The sequence below is a fragment of the Exiguobacterium sp. UBA5002 genome, from assembly GCF_002396765.1.
Classification (GTDB): domain Bacteria; phylum Bacillota; class Bacilli; order Exiguobacteriales; family Exiguobacteriaceae; genus Exiguobacterium_A.
In genome coordinates, this window is record NZ_DGYQ01000023.1 from 84,069 (window position 1) to 103,638 (window position 19,570).

At 49.7% G+C, this 19,570-nt stretch carries 20 protein-coding genes; 8 read left to right on the forward strand and 12 right to left on the reverse strand.

The features are described from left to right. Positions 1–27: 27 nt before the first annotated feature. Genes B4C70_RS06380 through prfA form a run of 6 tightly spaced genes read right to left on the reverse strand, consistent with a single transcriptional unit; the run spans position 28 to position 4,447 of the window. Positions 28–567 carry a TIGR01440 family protein gene (locus tag B4C70_RS06380; protein WP_290777689.1) on the reverse strand — a complete coding sequence of 180 codons (540 nt, stop codon included), beginning with the start codon at positions 565–567 and terminating at the stop codon, positions 28–30. Continuing rightward, positions 567–1,007 carry a ribose 5-phosphate isomerase B gene (rpiB, locus tag B4C70_RS06385; protein ID WP_029342752.1) on the reverse strand — a complete coding sequence of 147 codons (441 nt, stop codon included), beginning with the start codon at positions 1,005–1,007 and terminating at the stop codon, positions 567–569. Before rpiB ends, B4C70_RS06380 begins: the two co-directional genes overlap by 1 nt. Before the next feature lie 5 nt (positions 1,008–1,012). After that, complete coding sequence (locus tag B4C70_RS06390; RefSeq protein WP_023469513.1) at positions 1,013–1,528, reverse strand: low molecular weight protein arginine phosphatase; 516 nt, start codon at positions 1,526–1,528, stop codon at positions 1,013–1,015. Between the two features lie 17 nt (positions 1,529–1,545). Beyond that, positions 1,546–2,544 carry an L-threonylcarbamoyladenylate synthase gene (locus tag B4C70_RS06395; protein ID WP_290777692.1) on the reverse strand — a complete coding sequence of 333 codons (999 nt, stop codon included), beginning with the start codon at positions 2,542–2,544 and terminating at the stop codon, positions 1,546–1,548. Then, positions 2,541–3,389 carry a peptide chain release factor N(5)-glutamine methyltransferase gene (prmC, locus tag B4C70_RS06400; protein ID WP_290777695.1) on the reverse strand — a complete coding sequence of 283 codons (849 nt, stop codon included), beginning with the start codon at positions 3,387–3,389 and terminating at the stop codon, positions 2,541–2,543. Before prmC ends, B4C70_RS06395 begins: the two co-directional genes overlap by 4 nt. Beyond that, entirely contained in the window at positions 3,389–4,447 is a 1,059-nt protein-coding gene (prfA, locus tag B4C70_RS06405; RefSeq protein WP_290777697.1) for a peptide chain release factor 1, read from the reverse strand. Before prfA ends, prmC begins: the two co-directional genes overlap by 1 nt. A gap of 156 nt (positions 4,448–4,603) precedes the next feature. On the opposite strand from prfA, the gene B4C70_RS06410 reads away from it, so the two are divergent. The 8 genes from B4C70_RS06410 (at position 4,604) to treC (ending at position 13,109) form a co-directional block, all read left to right on the forward strand. Next, a complete protein-coding gene (locus B4C70_RS06410; RefSeq protein ID WP_029342757.1) occupies positions 4,604–4,972 on the forward strand; it encodes a GntR family transcriptional regulator in 369 nt (122 codons plus the stop codon). Continuing rightward, on the forward strand, positions 4,966–5,832 hold the full coding sequence (locus tag B4C70_RS06415; protein ID WP_035410673.1) for an ATP-binding cassette domain-containing protein: 867 nt from the start codon (positions 4,966–4,968) through the stop codon (positions 5,830–5,832). The genes B4C70_RS06410 and B4C70_RS06415 overlap by 7 nt, the downstream gene beginning before the upstream one ends. Beyond that, on the forward strand, positions 5,825–6,802 hold the full coding sequence (locus tag B4C70_RS06420; protein WP_290777701.1) for a hypothetical protein: 978 nt from the start codon (positions 5,825–5,827) through the stop codon (positions 6,800–6,802). The genes B4C70_RS06415 and B4C70_RS06420 overlap by 8 nt, the downstream gene beginning before the upstream one ends. Positions 6,803–6,971: 169 nt before the next feature. Further along, positions 6,972–8,330: an alkaline phosphatase gene (locus B4C70_RS06425; RefSeq protein ID WP_290777704.1), complete on the forward strand. Its 1,359-nt coding sequence runs from the start codon at positions 6,972–6,974 to the stop codon at positions 8,328–8,330. Positions 8,331–8,341: 11 nt separating this feature from the next. Then, on the forward strand, positions 8,342–8,989 hold the full coding sequence (locus tag B4C70_RS06430; RefSeq protein WP_214728385.1) for a DUF4352 domain-containing protein: 648 nt from the start codon (positions 8,342–8,344) through the stop codon (positions 8,987–8,989). Positions 8,990–9,117: 128 nt separating this feature from the next. Beyond that, on the forward strand, positions 9,118–9,825 hold the full coding sequence (gene treR / locus B4C70_RS06435; protein WP_290777706.1) for a trehalose operon repressor: 708 nt from the start codon (positions 9,118–9,120) through the stop codon (positions 9,823–9,825). A 182-nt stretch (positions 9,826–10,007) separates the two neighbouring features. Then, the gene (treP, locus tag B4C70_RS06440; RefSeq protein WP_290777709.1) at positions 10,008–11,447 is read left to right on the forward strand and encodes a PTS system trehalose-specific EIIBC component; all 1,440 of its coding nucleotides are present in this window, start codon (positions 10,008–10,010) and stop codon (positions 11,445–11,447) included. A 21-nt stretch (positions 11,448–11,468) separates the two neighbouring features. Continuing rightward, the gene (treC, locus tag B4C70_RS06445) at positions 11,469–13,109 is read left to right on the forward strand and encodes an alpha,alpha-phosphotrehalase (protein WP_290777712.1); all 1,641 of its coding nucleotides are present in this window, start codon (positions 11,469–11,471) and stop codon (positions 13,107–13,109) included. 237 nt (positions 13,110–13,346) lie between these two features. Here the strand turns inward: treC and B4C70_RS06450 are convergent, their stop codons facing one another. The 6 genes from B4C70_RS06450 to ribD all read right to left on the reverse strand — a co-directional run bounded on the left by B4C70_RS06450 (position 13,347) and on the right by ribD (position 19,515). After that, on the reverse strand, positions 13,347–14,705 hold the full coding sequence (locus B4C70_RS06450; RefSeq protein ID WP_056064159.1) for an alanine/glycine:cation symporter family protein: 1,359 nt from the start codon (positions 14,703–14,705) through the stop codon (positions 13,347–13,349). A gap of 478 nt (positions 14,706–15,183) precedes the next feature. Beyond that, positions 15,184–16,005, reverse strand: a complete 822-nt coding sequence (locus B4C70_RS06455; RefSeq protein WP_214728391.1) for a DUF6612 family protein — start codon at positions 16,003–16,005, stop codon at positions 15,184–15,186. A 213-nt stretch (positions 16,006–16,218) separates the two neighbouring features. After that, positions 16,219–16,677, reverse strand: a complete 459-nt coding sequence (gene ribE / locus B4C70_RS06460; RefSeq protein WP_035395821.1) for a 6,7-dimethyl-8-ribityllumazine synthase — start codon at positions 16,675–16,677, stop codon at positions 16,219–16,221. Continuing rightward, complete coding sequence (gene ribA, locus B4C70_RS06465) at positions 16,674–17,864, reverse strand: GTP cyclohydrolase II (protein WP_214728393.1); 1,191 nt, start codon at positions 17,862–17,864, stop codon at positions 16,674–16,676. The genes ribE (B4C70_RS06460) and ribA overlap by 4 nt, the downstream gene beginning before the upstream one ends. After that, on the reverse strand, positions 17,864–18,490 hold the full coding sequence (ribE, locus tag B4C70_RS06470) for a riboflavin synthase (protein WP_214728395.1): 627 nt from the start codon (positions 18,488–18,490) through the stop codon (positions 17,864–17,866). The genes ribA and ribE (B4C70_RS06470) overlap by 1 nt, the downstream gene beginning before the upstream one ends. Then, a complete protein-coding gene (ribD, locus tag B4C70_RS06475) occupies positions 18,475–19,515 on the reverse strand; it encodes a bifunctional diaminohydroxyphosphoribosylaminopyrimidine deaminase/5-amino-6-(5-phosphoribosylamino)uracil reductase RibD (protein ID WP_214728397.1) in 1,041 nt (346 codons plus the stop codon). Before ribD ends, ribE (B4C70_RS06470) begins: the two co-directional genes overlap by 16 nt. Positions 19,516–19,570 lie beyond the last annotated feature (55 nt).

Consider the following 19,570-nt stretch of genomic DNA (forward strand, 5'->3'; position numbering starts at 1 on the left):
CAAGGGGTGCGCAACCCCTTGCATCAATCATTCGTATTTAGCACGTGCCCCACCGATTAATTTCGGTCGTGTCACAGCTGCCGTCACGTGTGCCTCACCGATTTCCTTGTGCGGCAAGCGCACAGGAATCGCAACAGCTTTCAAGTGCATGCCGATGAACGTATCACCGATATCAATCCCGGCGTCTGCCTGAATCGCTTCGACGACGATCGGTGCCGAGAAGCGTTGGTAGGCAGCACTCGCCATCGATCCACCGGCTTCCGGAACGGGAACGACCGTCACCGGATCGAGCCCGAGACGTTCAGCCGTTTGCCGCTCAAGTGTCAGCGCTCGGTTGATATGCTCACAGCCTTGGAAGGCGAGATCGACTTGATGCGATCGACGAAAGGCATCGAAGACATCGAACAAGGCGTCCGCCACTTCCGGTGAACCTGCCTTGCCGATTTGTTTGCCGATGACTTCACTCGTCGAACAGCCGATCACGAGCAATTTTCCTTTTAAGGAAAATCGTTCATCCAGAGCGTTCAGTGTTTCTTCTAAATCGTGCTGGATGCGTGTCAAGTCCATTACTTCACCTCATAATCTGAGATTTTGCAAACGCGGTTCTCATGACGTCCGCCTTCGAATTCCGTTTCAAGCCAAAGTTGTGCGATCTCACGAGCCAGTCCTGGACCGATGACGCGTTCGCCCATCGTCAAGATGTTCGAATCGTTGTGCTGACGCGTCGCTTTCGCGCTGAACGTATCATGGACGAGTGCTGCTCGGATGCCCTTGACCTTGTTCGCTGCGATTCCGATCCCGATACCTGTTCCACAAATCAAGATGCCACGATCAAACTCTCCGTTCGCGACTGCCTCAGCGACTGGAATCGCGACATCTGGATAATCGATTGAGTCGGCTGAATGCGTACCGAAGTCCGTATAGTCGATGCCGAGCTCTTGTAAGAGGTCGTTGATTTCTGCCTTTAACTTAAAACCGCCATGATCCGCGCCGATTGCTACTTTCATCTTTACTATTCCCCCGTTTGTTTAGGTTGTTTTTTTGGAAGTTTCCGTGTATCCGGAGCTTTTCTTCCGTTTCCGTTCTGCGTCAATTTTAACACAAGACGGTTGACGAGGGGTTCGAGTTCATTACGTACTTGCCGGTAGACGTTCATCGATCCGCCATACGGATCATTGATGTCCCGTTCAAGCCCTGTCACATATTCATATAAGGTGAACGTCCGTTCCTTCAGTTCCGGATAGCGTTCACCGACTTCCTGCTTGTGCTGACGCGTCATCGTCAAGATGATGTCAGACCAACGTCCGAGTACATCATCAAAGACTTGCGTATAGTGCTCGAGTTCGATGCCGCGCTCACGTAACACTTGTAAGGCGTTCTCGGACGCATCAAATCCTTGCATCGAACGTAGTCCTGCTGAACGGACATCGAATTCCTGATCAGCGACTTTCGAGCGTAATAACGCCATCGCCATCGGGCTACGGCATGTATTTCCTGTACAGATGAATAAAACGCGACGTGTGCTCATCTCCGTATCCTCCTTCTTCAAGGGCGAATGACCCGACCACCTGCTGCTTTATGGAGGCGGTTGCGGACCGCAAGCCCCACCCCTTCTTCTGATAGGTCTCGTACAAAAATCTGATCCACCGTCGTCTGATCAAATCGCCGTAAACAATCGTAAAGACGTTGTGCCGCCGTCTCCATCGAATTACCAAGGGAGCAGCGAACATCTGCGTCGACATCCTCCCCATCAAACAGGAGAACGCCCGTCTTGTGTCCGGTTTGTCGTGCATCATCGATGAGTTGCTGTAAGAATGAAAGATCTCCCTCAACTACGAACAGTGTTGCTTCCGGTGCATAGTGAGTATATTTCATCCCGGGTGCCTTCGGTGTAACATCTTTCATCGATAAGGCAGGATCGAGTGTGACAGGACCGATGACCGACTCGATTTGTTCGCGTGTCACGCCGCCCGGTCGTAAAATCGCCGGTGGCGTCATCGTACAATCGATGACAGTCGATTCGACCCCGATGCCCGTTTCCCCTCCATCGACGATCGCAGCGATGCGTCCCGAGAGGTCATGTGCGACGTGCGCAGATGACGTCGGTGAAGGTTTTCCGGAACGGTTGGCACTCGGTGCTGCAAGACCCAACCCTGTCGCCTCAATCAAGCGAAGCGCGAGCGGATGGTCTGGCATCCGTAATCCGATCGTATCTAGTCCTGCTGTGACGAGTGTGGATGCGGTGCCGTTCGATTCGAGGATGATCGTCAAGGCTCCTGGCCAGAACGCCTCCATCAAACGTGCCGCAACATCTGGAATGTGCGTGACGAACTGATGTGCCTGTTCTACGGATGCGACGTGGACAATCAGTGGATTGTCAGAAGGTCGACCCTTCGCGGCGAAGATTCGCCGAACAGCCGCTTCGTTCGTTGCGTCCCCTGCGAGACCATAGACAGTCTCGGTCGGCATCGCCACGACCTCTCCTTCCTGCAATAACCGAACTGCTTCATCCATCGTCTGTAAGTCAATCATTTCCGTCTTCACGCTGTACAATCCTTTCGTTCCGCATACACGATACGGTCTTTACCGTTTATATCTTTTAAAATACCCGTTTCCGCATTTGGATAACGTTCTTTTAACATCATTTGCACTTCTGGTCCTTGATTGTGTCCAATTTCAAACGCAATCAGTCGGAAATCGTCGCGTAGGACCCGTCCACTCTCTTCGACGAGACGTCGGTAAAAGACGAGACCGTCTTTTCCGCCAAACAGGGCGAGATGCGGTTCATGATCGAACACGACTTCACTGAGTAATTCTTCTTCCTCGATATAAGGCGGGTTCGAGACAAGCACCCGCACGGAATCGTCCGCGAGTGGTGCCAGTAAATCTCCTTCGAGGAACGTCACGTCTCCACCAAGCGCTGCTTGATTTTGCTTCGCGACAGTAATAGCGGCCGGTGAAATATCGACAGTCGTGACCGGTTGTTCGAGTTCGAGGGCGAGCGTGATTCCGATCGCTCCACTCCCAGTTCCGATGTCGACGATCTGTCCCGCGGTGAACGACTCACGTTTGAGACGCTCCGTGACGAAGACGATCAACTCTTCCGTTTCCGGTCGCGGAATCAAGACATCTGGTGTGACGCTGAAGTTCCGTCCGTAAAACGGCTGATAGCCGATTAAATGTTGCACGGGCACGCCGTGAACATGGGCGAGCAAGTATTCACTGAATCGTAAATCCTGCTCCGGTGTCAATTCATCTGACAGACGGACGAGGAGTCCCGTCCGGTCGACTTCTAAGACGTGCATGAGTAACCATTCGGCACTCGAACCCTCGCGTCCTGCTTGTTCCATCATCGTTTTTGCTTCATTTAAACGTTTTGCGATCCGCATCAGTTTGCCGCCTCCGATGCCCGTGCTTGATACTCCATGACAAGCGTATCAATGACCTCATCCATCTCTCCTTGGAGGATCCGGTCGAGCTTCTGGATCGTCAAACCGATTCGGTGGTCCGTCACTCGGTTTTGTGCGAAATTATACGTCCGGATCCGTTCTGAACGGTCACCTGTACCGACAGCCGACTTCCGTTTTTCATCATACTCCGCCTGCTGCTCGCGTTGAATCTTATCGTAGACACGTGCGCGCAAGACCTTCATCGCTTTTTCCTTGTTCTTGATCTGCGACTTCTCGTCCTGACAACTGGCGACGATTCCCGTCGGCACGTGTGTGACACGGACAGCGGACTGTGTCGTATTGACGGACTGCCCGCCCGGTCCACTCGATGTGAACGTATCGACCCGGACATCCTTATCGTGGATTTCGACTTCAACGTCTTCTGCTTCCGGTAACACGGCGACCGTTGCGGTCGATGTATGGATCCGTCCGCCGGATTCCGTTGACGGAACGCGTTGGACACGGTGTGCCCCATTCTCATATTTCAGTTTCGAGTAGGCTCCCGTCCCCTTGACGATGAAGATAATTTCCTTATAACCGCCAAGCTCCGTATAGCTCGCGTCGATGATTTCGATCTTCCAGTTCTGTTTCTCAGCGAACTTCGAGTACATCTTGAAAAGGTCACCCGCAAATAAGGCTGCCTCGTCTCCGCCTGCCGCACCACGAATCTCGACGATGACGTTCTTATCGTCATTCGGATCCTTCGGTAATAATAAAGCTTTCAGCTTGGCTTCGAGCTCTTTGATCTCCGGCTCAAGCATCGCGACTTCTTCCTTCGCAAGGTCGCGCATCTCCTGATCCGTCAACATTTGACGTGCCTCTTGATAAGCTTCCATCTTCTCGCGATAGACACGGTACGTCTCGACGGTCGGCGCAAGTTGTGACTGCTCCTTTGAGACCTCTCGCAATTGATTCGTATCATTGATGATGGCTGGATCAGCCAACATATCATTCAGTTTTTCATAACGGTCCTCTAACGCACTCAATCGATCCAACATCTCGGTCATCCTTCCTGGCGATTCTTCTGTCGTCAGTATAGCAAATATTGCGATCGATGGCGTCATCGTCTTCTTGAAAAGAAACGTTGACAGACGGGTTTTAAATTCCTATAATTAGTGTATTAATTGAAATAGTACACTTAAGGAGGTGAAGAAATGTTCACCGTTGATCCGAAAAGTCCGTTACCGATCTATGAACAGTTGGTCGCTCAAATCATCCGCTCGATTGCCCGTGGTCTACTCCGCTCCGGCGAACAGATGCCATCCGTCCGTGAACTTGCCGGTACACTCCTTGTCAATCCGAACACTGTCTCCCGCGCCTATCAGGAACTCGAGAGCCGCAACTTCATCGTCACGATGCGCGGTAAAGGCTCCTTCATCTCAGACATCCCACTTCATGAAGTCAAACAAGCCGCCATCCAAGATCCACTCATCCGCCTTTGTGCCATCGCCGACGAATTATCCATCTCAAACGAAGAACTTTATCAACACATTTTACACATAAGGGAGGATTCCTCATGTTGACCGTTTCTCATCTGACGAAACAAATTGACCGTACCATGATTTATGAAAATGCATCCTTCACCCTGCCGGCAGGAACGATTACTGCCTTGATTGGTCGTAATGGTGCCGGAAAAACGACATTACTGAAAACACTCGTTGGAGCGCTCGAGCCGACCCGCGGGAAAGTCGAATGGAATGGTGAGTCGATCCATCACGTTCCGAAGACGCGGGAGCACCTTTTCCTCGTTCCGGATTCTGTTTCCGTCTACCGCCAGATGACACTCGGCGAACTGATCAACTTCTACAATGCGTTCTATCCGAACTTCGAGAAAACGTACATCGAAAACTATTGTCGTTCGTCAAACCTCGATCGCGGACGTCGCGTGACGTCATTATCCAAAGGACAAGCCCAGTTGTTCCTTCTTCAACTTGCGTTCGCGACGAATGCTCCGGTCCTCTTGCTGGATGAACCAACAGACGGACTCGATCGAATCAACAAACGTGATTATCTGAAACAGCTCGTATCATTGCTTGCGGAACGCCAGACAGCGGTCCTGATCGCTTCGCATCAACTTGAAGAACTTGATTCACTCGCTGACCGTGTCATGACGATCGAAAAGCATCTCGTCCGTGAACCCAAAGCACTCGATGATGCCAAAGCCAGCATGCAGAAATGGCAAGTCGTCTATGAGGACGTTCCGGAATTGTCACACGCTGATCTTCACGTCTTATCCCAAACAGGTCGGGTCGTGACATTGCTCGTCTTATCCGATGCAGGCGCGCAGTATCTTGAAACGACGAACCCCTTGTTAAAAGATGCTTTGCCAGTGCAGATGGAAGATTACTTCTTAGGGACATTTGGAGGGAAACGACATGGTTAAGCAATTGATCCGTTATCATATCAAACAAGGAATCTGGCCGCTCGCTTGTTTCATTCTGCTTGCGATCTTCAGCTATGGGTTCGGCAGTTATACCGTCATCAATGAGTTCGAGAATTACGAGGCGTCTCAGCAACCTGCTCTACTCAACACCGTACTCGTCAGTCCCTTTTTCACCGGATTCGCAGCGATTCTCATTGCTGTCTTCGCGATCCTGATGCTCGGTTCCGAGCGCGGGAGTGGTCGCAGCCTGATTTTGCACGCGTTACCGTTTCCGAAGGTCTGGTTGTTCTGGATCAAATGGGCGATTGGCGTCGTAACACTGATCTTGTTTCCGATCATCGGCTTCTTCGTCAGCTGGTTGTTGCTGCAAGCGTTCGGCGGTATCAATCCGTTTGATTACGTCACGTGGTCGTCACTCTTCCAAGATTTTGGTCTTTTCCTTCTATTTGACGTGACGATTTTGACGATCTTCTTATTCGCCGGAACAATCGCTGGTGATATCATCGGACAACTGTTGCTCGGCACGTTCTTCTTGTTCTTGAACTACTTCACGTATTTCAGCATCTACGCCGTCGCCCTGCTCGGTTTCGGTGTGACCTACGAGGAGTTAGACAAGCCAACAAGTTTCCTGATGACGATCACGACACCCTTCGCACTCTTTTTCGAAAGTAATGTCGATCTGAATCTAATGTATCCCGTCTTGTTCTGTTTAGCTTTGACGATTGCCTTACTCTTCTTTGGTAGCCGCCTATATATCCGCGGAGCGAACGAACGACTCGGTCGGTTCACTATTTTCCCAAAACTACACCCAGCACTGATCATCACGTTCTCGATCTACACGACGATCCTGCTCGCAGGAATCATTGGTCTGATTTCGTCCGAGAACCAGTTCCTGTACTGGCTCGCGATCGTCATTCTCGCATGGCCGACGTTCAGTTCCTACCGTCGGATGATCGGATGGAGTCGCTAATCTATACACAAGTAGTCCTTCTGAGATAATTTTTCAGAAGGGCTATTCGTTTGTCATCGTTTCTTCACAAACCTTTACAGACGGTCCATATGGATTTCATATTTTCTGCGTAAGGTTGTGTTTGTAGGTCGTAGCGCCATAACCCATTACCTTTCGAGGAGGAATCCCTATGAAACTAAAACGTCTGATCCCGATTTTTGCCTTATCGACCCTTTCCCTGAGTACGATGATTTCGATGCCGGAAGCCGAAGCGAAAGCCAAACATACTCACTCACCCGAAATCCGGAACGTCATCTTCCTGATTGGTGACGGCATGGGTGTCTCATACACGTCTGCACACCGTTACTTAAAGAACGATCCTTCGACGACGACGGCTGAAAAAACAGCCTTTGATCCCTATCTCGTCGGTCAACAGATGACGTATCCGGAAGATGCGAAGGAGAATATCACCGATTCCGCCTCTGCCGCGACAGCGATGTCCTCTGGTGTGAAGACGTACAATGCAGCGATTGCGGTCGATAATGATAAATCGGAAGTCAAGACCGTCCTAGAGGCGGCCAAAGAACGTGGCAAGTCAACAGGACTCGTCGCGACATCGGAAATCACGCATGCAACACCTGCCTCATTCGGTGCGCATGACGAAAGTCGTAAAAACATGAATGCGATTGCAGATGACTATTTCAAAGAACGTGTGAACGGCAAACATAAGATTGATGTCATGCTCGGGGGTGGGAAATCGAACTTCGTCCGTCCAGACGTCAATTTGACGAAAGCGTTCAAGAAAGATGGCTATAGCTATGTCACTGACCTCAATCAGCTGCAAGCGGATAAAAATAAACAAGTGCTCGGATTGTTCGCAGACGGTGGATTACCTAAACGAATCGATCGCGAAAACTCAGTCCCGTCACTTGCTCAAATGACGAACGCCGCAATCAAGCGACTTGATTCGAATAAAAAAGGATTCTTCCTGATGGTCGAAGGCAGTCAAATTGACTGGGCAGGACATGACAATGATATCGTCGGTGCGATGAGTGAGATGGAAGATTTCGAACGTGCTTTTAAAGCCGCGATCGCTTTCGCGAAGAAGGATAAGCATACACTCGTCGTCGCAACAGCCGACCACTCGACTGGCGGTTACTCGATTGGTGCGGATGGCATTTACAACTGGTTCGCTGAGCCAATCAAAGCAGCGAAGAAGACACCTGACTTCATGGCGCAGCAAATCGTCGAAGGCGCGGACGTACGGAAAACGTTAATGAAGTACATCGACCAAGACAAACTCGCCTTGACGGATCAAGAAATCGACAGCGTCTCCCGCGCTGCTGAATCGAAGAAATTACTCGAGATCGATAATGCGATTGAAGAAATCTTCAACGAACGCTCGCATACAGGCTGGACTACAGGTGGACATACAGGTGAAGACGTACCCGTCTATGCTTTCGGTCCTGCTAAAGAACGTTTCGCGGGACAAGTCGACAACACGGATCACGCGAAAATCATCTTTGATCTCTTGAAATCGAAGAAATAAGGAGAATGTTCATGAGACAGATACTTGCTACTTTGATGCTCGGGACGGTGCTCGCTGGTTGTGGCACTTCAGCATCACAAGACACACCAAAAGAACCAGCGTCTGCGAAACAGGAGCAGCCGGTATCGCTTGAAAAAACAAGCGCCTACGTTCCAAACCCGCAAATTCCAGACGATCGCGATTTGACAAAAATCGATCAGACCGTCACGGATGATAAGGGCGACCTGACGCTTAAACAATTCAAACGAGTGAACGAAACACGGAAGATTGGTCCGATCGAGATGACGATCGAAGAGATCAAAGTATTCCATGCTCGTCCAAGCTATGGCATGATTGATTTCTTCCATGGCTTTACGCACGATGAATCCTTTGATTTGATCAAGACACGGGTCACGATCAAGAACACAAGTAATGAACCGGTCACGTTCAATCCTGTCGCCCACTTCAAACTCGATGCTGCGGCAGAAAAGACGCTCGAGGACGACGTCTATTTGGAGTCGCTTGCGAAGACTTATGCCCCGTCCGAGTCACGGAGTGGTAACTTCGGCTTCATCTTGGAACATCCGGTTGACTCGATTGAACTCTTGACGAGTGATGTTCTCGATGAAAAACAAGATGTCCTCAAAAAAGGAACGACGTTTTCGACGTCTCTTCGTTGACTGACATTCACACTTCTACGCTCTATCTATTTTCTGGTCATATCCGGATCATAGGTGGAGCTATTTTGATGCCTGTAATCGTTCCATGCTACACTAAAAGCACTATTTGAGTGCAAAGGACGGATTGTATGCCGAAATACTTAACCATTTATCATCAACTCGCACAACGGATTCAAGAAGGAACGCTTCCAGCTGACATGAAATTACCTTCTGAGACAGAATTGATGCATGAATTCGAGGCGAGTCGTGGAACGGTCCGAAAAGCGATCGATGCGCTGCAAGAGAAAGGCTTCGTTCGCAAACACCAAGGAAAGGGTGTCTTCGTTCTATCGCAAGAAGCGATCGAGTTTCAGTTCAACGGAATCGTCAGCTTTTCGGAGGCGCATCGCCGGATGGGTCGACATGCTGTCGAGACGGATGTGCTATCGTGCGAAGTGCTCTCCGCCTCTCCTGAGCTCGCTTCGTTATTGCATGTGGCACAAGGAACAGACGTAACCCGTATTGAGCGGATTCGTCAGATTGATGGCGAACGCGTCATCCGTGACATTAATCATTTCGTAACCGCACTTGTGCCCGGCCTAACCGCTGACATTGCTAAAGGGTCCATCTATCATTACATTGAAGAGACACTCGGCCGGCAGATCGGCTATGCGAAACGAAAGATTGAAGCGCGCCCTGCGACACGGGAAGACCAAGAACGACTTGATCTTCACGACATGACACACGTCATCGTCGTCACGAACGATACGTACTTCTATGAAGGCCAACATTTCGAGCGAACGGAATCACGTCACCGCCTCGATAAATTTCAATTCACCGATATCGCACGGCGTTGAATAGATGGTGATCCATGAGGGAATCCGTACATGACGGGTTCTCTCTTTTTTATTCTCCCCAACTTATCTATATAAGTTCTTGACCAACTTATATAGATAAGTTAAGATAAGTGTGCGCAGATAAGAAAACGTTTTCATTTCAAAAGTGGTCGAGTATGTCACTTCCAAAAAGGAGCATCGAGATGAAACCAAACTATCGTCAGATTGCAGAGCAAATCATTGAGAACATCGGAGGTAAGGAGAACGTTGAGCAGGCAGCTCACTGTGTCACCCGTCTTCGTTTAACGCTTAAGAATCAAGAGCTTGTCGATCAAGAAGCCTTACTTGAAGTTCCGCTCGTCAAAGGCGCGTTCTTGAACGCGGGTGTCTATCAAATCGTCATTGGTGCCGGTGATGTCGACCGGGTCTATGCTGAATTCATTCAACTGACTGGTTTACAGGCAACAACGGTCGCAGATGTTAAATCGTCTGGCGCTGCCAAGATGAATCCGTTCCAAAAGTTGATCAAAGTCTTTTCTGATGTCTTCATGCCTATCATCCCGGCGATCATCGTTGCTGGTCTCTTAATGGGAATCAATAATCTATTCGGTATCGAGTTCGGTGGCAAGACGATGATCGATCGTTATCCAAACTTACAAGGACTTTGGGATCTCATCAATATAATGGCAAACACCGCCTTCGTCTTCCTCCCGGCACTCGTCGGTTGGTCAGCGACGAAACGCTTCGGCGGAAGTGAGATTCTCGGGATCGTCATGGGTCTGATGCTTGTTCACCCAGATCTCTTAAACGCATGGAACTACGGACAAAGTGCTCTAAAAGGTGAAATCCCGACGTTCAACATTCTCGGTCTCTTTGAAATTGAAAAAGTCGGTTATCAGGGACAAATACTCCCTGTGCTCGCCGCTGCTTATGTTCTCAGTACGATTGAACGATGGCTCAAAAAACGCGTACCGAATGCGATTCAATTACTCGTCGTACCGATTACGACGATCACATTGACCGGATTCCTTGCCCTTGCCGTCATCGGACCGGTCACGCGTCAAGTCGGTGACTGGATTACGATTGGTGTCGTCAATACGTTCGAAGCTGTTCCGTTACTTGGTGCCTTACTCTTCGGCGCACTCTATGCGCCGCTCGTCATTACCGGCATGCACCACATGTTCATCGCTGTTGACCTACAGTTGATTGGACAGAGCGGAACGACGTTCATCTGGCCGATGATCGCGATTTCGAACATCGCTCAAGGTTCAGCAACACTCGCGATGCTTTTCCTCGCGAAAAACGTCAACGATAAAAACATGGCGTCAACGTCCGCTTTATCCGCCTACTTCGGGATCACGGAACCAGCGATGTTCGGGGTCAATCTCCGGTTCAAATATCCATTTTACGCGGCACTCGTCGGTTCAGCGATCGCGTCAGCTTTCATCGCCGTCAGTGGCGTTCTTGCTCCTGCGATCGGTGTTGGCGGATTACCTGCTTTCATCTCGATCGTACCAGGCTCGATTCTGTCATTCATCGTCGGTATGGTGATCGCGATCATCGTTCCTGTCGCCTGTACGTTCCTGTTCCACTATGTCTCAACGAAACGCGCAAAAAAAGCCGCACTGAACAAAGCGGCGTAATTTCAGAAAGGTGTGTATCTGATGATCACGACAACCGATTGGCGCAAATCCACCGTTTATCAAATCTATCCGAAGAGTTTTTATAGTCCGGAGGGCAAAGCGACCGGTACATTGCGCGGGGTCACGGCCAAACTCGATTATCTGGCGGATCTTGGTGTCGATTACCTTTGGTTGACGCCGGTCTATGCCTCACCGCAAAACGATAATGGATATGATGTCAGTGACTATTACGCGATCGATCCCTCGTATGGAACGATGGATGATTTCGAGACGTTACTCGCAGAAACAAAACGACGTGGTCTGTCGGTCATGATGGATATCGTCGTCAATCACTGCTCGACGTCGCACTCTTGGTTCGAAGAAGGACGTCACCCGGACAGCCCGTATCACGACTATTTTATCTGGCGCGAGACACCGAACGACTGGGTATCGAAATTCGGCGGTCCCGCTTGGTCATTTGATGAGGTAGCTGGCAAGTATTACTTGCACCTGTTCGACAAGACGCAAGCGGATCTGAACTGGGAAAATCCACGCTTACGAGAAGATGTTTACAACATGATGCGCTTTTGGCGGGATAAAGGGGTCAGCGGCTTCCGACTCGACGTCATCAACTTGATCTCGAAGACGCCAGGGCTTCCCAATGATCCCGAGGGAGACGGACGTGCGTACTATACGGACGGACCAAACATTCATGACTACTTGCAAGAGATGAACGCAGCCGTTTTTGCCGGACACGATCTCTTGACGGTCGGTGAGATGTCGTCGACGTCGCTTGAACATTGTCTTCAATATTCTTCGCTCGAAAATCAAGAACTGAAGATGACGTTCAACTTCCATCACTTGAAGGTCGATTATCCGAACGGTGAGAAATGGACGGCTGCACCGTTTGACTTCAAGCAGTTGAAACAAATTTTCTCCGACTGGCAAACTGGCATGAACGGACAAGCCTGGAACGCAATTTTTTGGTGCAACCATGACCAACCCCGCGTCGTCAGCCGGTTTGGTGACGACGTCGCGTATCGTGTTGAGAGTGCAAAGATGCTCGCGACAACGCTTCATGGCTTGCAAGGTACACCGTATATTTACCAAGGAGAAGAGATCGGAATGCCGAATCCGGACTTCACGAATCTGTCCGACTACCGTGATGTCGAGACATTGAATGCCTATCAAGAAGCACGGACCAACGGCGTATCGGAAGAAGCAATTCTCGCTGCGATCCGTCAAAAATCACGCGATAACGCGCGGACACCGATGCCTTGGTCGGACGCCGTCAACGGTGGCTTTAGTACAAGTGAGCCATGGATCCCGGTCTCGCCGACGTACGATCAGATCAATGTCGAGGCTGCTGTCGCAGACCCTGATTCAGTCTATCATCATTACAAACGGTTGATTCAACTCCGCAAACAGTATGACGTGCTCACGGATGGTTCGTACCGTCTGTTGACACCGGACGATCCATCACTCTGGGCGTACGAACGCGCAACGAATGAAGAAGAATTACTCGTCGTCTCGAATTTCTACGGAACGGACACGACGTTCACGTTACCTCATGACGGATCGGACTATACGGTGTTGCTTCATAATTATCAGCAGATGCAGACAGAGGGGTACACTTTAACGTTACGACCTTATGAATCACTGATGCTTTATCGTAAAAAGTGATTGAATGAGATGGAGCACATGCAAAAAAGAGAAGGTTGGTTTCCAAGGGATACCCTAGAAACCAATCTTCTCTTTTGTTGAATAGATATAGAATGTGAATGCCTATTTCTCGACTCTTACAAGAAAAGAAAGCATGGTACATGCTTTTGTCAGGGAAAGCGAGGATGGCAGAGTCATTCGTTTTCAAAAATGATTTTTAAGCACTAGTTCCTTCCGAGTCTTTCATTTTCGCATGTTCTACGAAACTTTCCGATTCGCTTCTTCTCGTCTCAACTGTTCGCGGAACAGTCGTGTCTCAGCAATGACGACACCGGACAATCCAATCAAACCGATTAAGTTCGGAATCGCCATCAATCCATTGAAGACATCGGAAATCGCCCAGACCATGTTCAAGTTCGTCGTCATCGCACCCGCTCCGGCGACTAAGACGAACAGGATACGGTATGGGAGGATCGATTTTTGACCGAATAGATAATAGATTGATTTTTCGCCATAATACGACCAGCCAAGAACAGTCGAATAAGCAAACATGACGAGTCCAATCGTGACGATGTATTTTCCGGCAGGACCGAGGAAGACCTCGAAGCTTGCTGTCGTCAATTCAACACCTTGTAACTTCGTATCAAGTTGTCCTCCCATGACGAGCGTCAAACCTGTGATCGAACAGACGACCAATGTATCTAAAAACACCTGCGTCATCGAAACGAGCGCTTGACGTCCTGGGAAGTCCGTTTTCGCTGCAGCGGCTGCAATCGGTGCTGAACCAAGACCCGCTTCATTTGAGAAGACACCACGCGCGACACCATAACGAATCGCCGCCCCGATCGCGCCACCCGTAATTGCTTCGCTTGAGAACGTGCTGCTGAAGATCGTCGAAATCGCACCTGGAATCAAGTCATAGTTCATGACGAGAATCAGTAATCCACTTCCAACATAGAAGAAAATCATAAACGGAACAAACAAACTGACAACTTTTCCGATTGATTTGACCCCACCAAGAATGACGACGCCTGTCAGTACCATCAATACGATCCCCGTCACGTAAAGTGGCACATCGAACGTTGATTTCATCGCGAGGGCGACCGAATTCGTCTGGACCCCATTCCCGATCCCGAACGCAGCGATTGAAGCGAATGCGGCAAACAAGACACCCAGCCATTTCTGCTTCAGCCCACGCTCGAGATAATACATTGGCCCCCCTGCCATCTGTCCATTTTCATCAACGACACGGTACTTGACGGCAAGGATTGCTTCCGCATACTTCGTCGCCATCCCGAATAGACCGGACAACCACATCCAAACGATCGCACCCGGTCCACCGAGGACGACGGCGGTTGCGACACCAACGATATTCCCCGTACCGACGGTCGCAGCCAGTGCCGTCATCAATGCTTGAAAGTGACTGATGTCGCCTTCCGACTTATCGTCCTGATGCTTTGAAAACGCGAGCTTCAGCGCATACGGTAGCTTGGTAATTTGAATGAATCCTAAGCGAATCGTCAAGTAAATCCCCGTACCGACCAACAGAATAAGTAACGGTGGTCCCCAAACAAGATTGGACACCGTACTGATCCAGTCACTAAATGAATTTCCCATTCGTGTTACCTCCCTTTATGAAATATGTAGTTCTTTACCATTTTTTCAGAATTTACTGATAATTGTCAAACTATTTTTTTATGAAACTATTTTGATACTTCTTCATTTCAATAATTCACTACGATCGTTGTCATCGGAGTGTTCAGTGTAATCTTTATTATTTTGATTTTATAATCGATCTTCGGTCCTCTTCACCAACTGCAGGCAAAACCTACGAACTTGCCACTCAAGACGATCGAACATTTGAATGCCGCGTCCGGTGGGGTGCTGTCCTTCATCGATACGAAAGTCGTCAATGACAATGATTTATTCGAAGCTATCTCGATTCAATACTAGGATGACGCTCAAGCATTCCGCGATATGCACGAACAGATTTCCGTCAGTCAAAAACAGACGGAAGCACTAAAAGAAGTTCTTCGTCAGTTCCAAGTCTCAAAAAAGTCCCCTCATCTTCATGGAAGAGAGGGGACTTCGATGTTTATTGTGCTGCACCTGTGAGCGGTTGTGCATCTTTTGCTTCCGCAGGTAATTTGATTTCGTTGATCTCATTGAATTTCGAGAACGTCGATTGGTTTTTCATCGTGAAATCGGTATTTTTCTCGACCGCGAAGACCATATCCATATCGAGTGATTTCGGATAGAATGTTTTCGCATCATACGTCATCGTGTAGTTCATTTTCTTGTAATCGATGCTGTCCATCGCATCTTTCATCTGTGCCATCTGTCCTGTCTGCTCGAGCGAATCCTTCATGAATGCTTTGAGGTCGTCCCCTTTTAGTTTGACGTCGATTTGATAAACGTCACCCTCTTTTTTGGCGGTCCAGTTGTCTTTGTACTTTTTCAGTAGCTTGAGATTTTGATCCGTCGATGCCGATGACTCCATCGCCTCAACCATATCACCTAGCTCCGAGACATCTTGAACGAGCCATTGTCCGTTTTGCGATAGATACATCTTATCGTCGACGATATAGCTCTCGATCGACATGTCCTTACCGTCCTGTGGATTTTTCATCGTCATCGTCTGATGCATCGTAAGCGGCTTCTGGATGATATCGGCTGATACCTTCTGATCTACTGCCATCTCACCTGCTTTTGAATTGACTGTCCCCTCCATGTGGAACGATTTAATATCTTTTTGAGCGGCTGTCGCTTTATTCAGTAATTCCGTATTCGAGAGTTCCCCCGACTTCGTCGAACCAGACCCACTGCCACTACCCGAATCTGTCTGCCCATCTTGACATCCAGCTAGTCCAATCGATGCTGCGACGATCCCAGCTGCTACCCACCTTGTTTTCTTCATATTCATTTCCTCCTTTATACGCGTTACCCTGATTTACGAAAAATATTGGAAAATGTTTCAAAGTTTCTTTATTACCTCATTACCGTTCTTCTTCAAAACAAATCCTCATATTTCAAATCTACTATTCTTTTTTTGAAATTTGATTTATCACCTGCAAAATGTCCACAAAAAAAATAGGATGACGGAAACTTCCGTCACCCTATCCTTATTTCGTTAGATCGTGCGTAAAAGATTTGCCATCTCAATCGCGGAAACGGCAGCTTCGTAGCCTTTATTTCCAGCTTTCGTACCGGCACGTTCGACCGCTTGCTCGATCGAATCCGTCGTCAGGACACCGAAGATGATAGGTACGCCTGTATCACGCGACGCACTCGCGACACCTTTCGCGACTTCGTTACAGACATAGTCATAGTGTGATGTTGCTCCGCGGATGACGGCACCCAGTGTGATGACCGCATCATACTTACCGCTTTTCGCTAACTTTTCCGCAACGAGTGGAATTTCAAATGCTCCAGGAACCCATGCTGTATCCACAGCATCCGCAGCAACACCGTGACGACGGAACGCGTCGTTTGCTCCTCCGACGAGTTTTGATGTGATCAATTCATTAAAACGTGCTGCGACGATTGCGACGCGTAGTCCTTCTCCTGTTAAGAAACCTTCGTAAATCATGATGTGTGTCCTCCTTGGATATCGAGCCAGTGCCCGAGTTTCGTTTGTTTTGTTTTCAGATAACGCTGATTTTCCGGTTCAACGGGTACTTGATGGGGAACACGTTCGATGACTTCAATCCCCTCTTGCTCGAGCACCCGTTGTTTGTCTGGATTGTTCGTCATCAAGCGAATCTTCGTCACGCCAAGATCACGCAACATGTTGGCCGCGACCGTATAATCACGCATGTCTGTCGGATAACCGAGTGCATGGTTCGCTTCGACTGTATCGAGTCCTTGTTCCTGCAACTCGTACGCTTTCAACTTCGCCATCAGACCGATGCCGCGTCCTTCCTGACGTAGATACAAGACGGCTCCACCTTCTCGTTCGATTCGCTCAAGTGCAGAATCGAGTTGTGGACCACAATCGCAACGTTTCGAACCGAAGACATCCCCTGTCAGACATTCCGAGTGCAGACGGACGAGCATCCCATCGTGCGCTTCACCGGATAAGACGGCGACATGTTCTTTCTTATCTTGCGTCGTATAGCCGACCATCCGGAAAGCTCCGAATGTCGTCGGAAGCAACACTTCCGCTTCCCGCGTCAATGGACGCTCGAGATACGCGACGAGTGCCTCGATCGTGATCAGTTTTAAGTCGTGTTCTTCCTTATAGAGAAGCAAATCATCCACCCGTGCCATCGTGCCATCTTCCTTGATGATTTCACAAATGACGGCAATCTCATCGCTACCGGCAAGACGGGCAAGGTCAACACCTGCTTCCGTATGTCCGCGTCGTTCCCGGACACCGCCCTCTTTTGCGATCAACGGGAAGATGTGACCCGGTCGTTTGAAGCGCTCCGGTCCATCCGTCAGCATCCGCTGGATCGTCAGCGAACGCTCTTCGGCACTGATGCCGGTCTTCGCTTCTTCATGATCAATGCTGAGCGTGAATGCCGTTCCATGCGGATCTGTATTATTCGCTGTCATCGGAGCAAGTTCGAGTCGCTGTGCGATCCGCGGACTGACTGGTACACAGACGAGTCCTTTTCCGTATGTGATCATGAAGTTGATGTTTTCTGCTGTCGCGTGTTCTGCGAGCATGACGAGATCGCCTTCATTCTCACGATCCTCGTCATCACAGACGATGATCGGTCGTCCGTTTTTCAAATCTTCTATTGCGTCTTCAATCAAGTCGAATCCGTTCATTACATGTCGCCTCCTAAGAATGCTGCCCAGTCCGTCTGCTTCTCATGCTGCGTGAAATGATAGAGATGTTTCGCCATCATGTCACACTCGATATTGACGACTGCACCACTTGCCAATCGATCAAACGTCGTCACTTGACGGGAGTGCGGAATCAATGAAATCGAGATCGTTTCCGGCGTGACGCGTTGCAACGTCAGGCTCGTACCGTTGATTGCGATCGAGCCTTTCGGAATACAATACTTTTGCCACGATCCGACATCAAACGTATAGACCATCGCTTCTCCATCCGGTCGCCGACTGATCAGCCGCGCTGTTCCGTCGATATGTCCACTGACGAAATGACCGCCGAAACGACCGTCTGCCGGCATCGCCCGTTCGAGTTGCAATAGGCTTCCGACGCGGTACGTGCCGAGGGCTGTTGACCGGATCGTGTCATGGACGGCATCTGCCGTGAAACCGGTCGGACTCATCGACGTGACAGTCAAACAAATCCCGTCGACGGCGATGCTATCACCGATCTTCGTTCCTTCGAGTACCCGGTGCGCCTCAATTTCAAGCGCTAACCCGTTCGGTCGCGGGATCTTTCGTTTTAAGGTTCCGACTTCTTCAATCAATCCGGTGAACATGTCGTCTCCTCCTTTCGGATGTACGTCAGATGGAGATCCGGTCCGACCGTCTCAACCTGGTCGATTTGAAAACGATTTTCGATATCGTGTTGACTATTCCACGCATCGCCTTCAAAAATCGATGGGGCTTGGTAGACTTCGATTCGGTCAACGAGATCTGCCTCAAGAAAAGCGGCTTGAATCGTTGGTCCGCCTTCAATCAAGACACTACGGATGTCTTGTTCGTATAAGCGTTTCAAAATCGCTTCCGGCGTCTCATATTCACCAACGAGGACCGTCACCTGATCGTGACTAATCCGAGGAACACTCGTCAGCCAGTAGGTTGGATTTTTACCATCGCGGAAGACTTGCGCCGTCTCCGGAATCCGCCCCCGGCGATCAACGATTACTCGAATCGGCTCGATGCCTGACGACGCGCGTAACGTCAGTGCCGGATCATCGACGAGCACCGTCTCACTTCCGACGAGGATGGCATCGTGGCGTCCACGCAGGGCGCGACCGTTCGCGCGTGCTTCTTCTGACGTGATCCAGCGCTGTTCACCTGTCGCCGCGATCCCGTTCATCGTCTGCGCAATTTTGACGGTCACGGTCGGGCGTTTTCGTTCGATCGTCTTCCAGAATGCCGTGTAGAGGGCTTCTGCCTCATGCCGTAACAAGCCGACCTCGACTTCGATTCCCGCGTCCTGTAGCCGTTTAATTCCGGAACCAGCGACGATTACATGTTTGTCTTCTGTTGCGACGAAAACTCGTTTGATTCCTGCTTGTAGAATCGCTTCCGTGCATGGTGGCGTCTTGCCGTGATGATTGCATGGCTCGAGCGTCACGTAGAGATCGGCACCATGGGCGGCTTCTCCTGCCATCCGTAAGGCTTCGACTTCTGCGTGCGGCCCACCGGCAAACCGGTGTGCACCGAAGCCGATGATGCGTCCTTGTTTGACGATGACACAGCCGACACTTGGATTCGGACTTGTTTGTCCGTGTAACATTTGTGCTAATTGCATGGCATAACTCATCATCTGTGACATCGCGTTCACTCCTTTCAAATGAAAAAAGACGCCCCTTGAAAAAGGGGCGTCTGTA